1 protein-coding gene is annotated in these 684 nt (G+C 43.9%); it reads right to left on the reverse strand.

Annotated elements, in window-relative coordinates; genetic code table 11:
• Positions 1-684, reverse strand: a 684-nt coding sequence (locus tag H4J65_RS00095; RefSeq protein WP_182193932.1) for a putative Ig domain-containing protein, incomplete at both ends; no start/stop codon positions are given.

Here is a 684-nt window from a genome sequence, read left to right on the forward strand (position 1 = left end):
TTAATATTAATACTAAAAGTTTGGGTATCCCCTGCATCAACATCAGAAACTGTTGGGATAAAGCTATAACTACTGTCTTCAGCTACCGTTGTGGCTGGTGTACCTATTATTACCGGCGCATCATTAGTGTTTGAAACGGTCAGATTAAAGGCCGCTAAGCTTACTGTTGCATTCGCAGCATCGGCAACACTGATGACAATGCCTGAGGTGGTACCTATATCAGCTTGAACTGGTGTGCCCGTTAAGCCACCTGTTGAAGTACTAAACGTTGCCCAAGTGGGCTTATTGCTAATGCTAAAGGTTTGGGTATCCCCTGCATCAACATCAGAAACTGTTGGAGTAAAGCTGTAAGCAGCATCTTCAACCGCAGTTGTGGCTGGCGTACCAGAAATTACTGGGGCATCGTTAGTATTTACTACCGTAATAGTAAATGCGGTTAAGCTCACTGTTGCATTCGCAGCATCGGTCACACTAATGATAATACCACTAGTTATACCAACATCCGCATTAGTCGGTGTGCCCGTTAAGCCACCTGTTGAAGTACTAAACGTTGCCCAGGTAGGTTTAATATTAATACTAAAAGTTTGGGTATCCCCTGCATCAACATCAGAAACTGTTGGGATAAAGCTATAACTACTGTCTTCAGCTACCGTTGTGGCTGGTGTACCTATTATTACCGGCGCA

This window comes from Colwellia sp. MB02u-9, from assembly GCF_014077085.1.
Lineage (GTDB): Bacteria > Pseudomonadota > Gammaproteobacteria > Enterobacterales > Alteromonadaceae > Cognaticolwellia.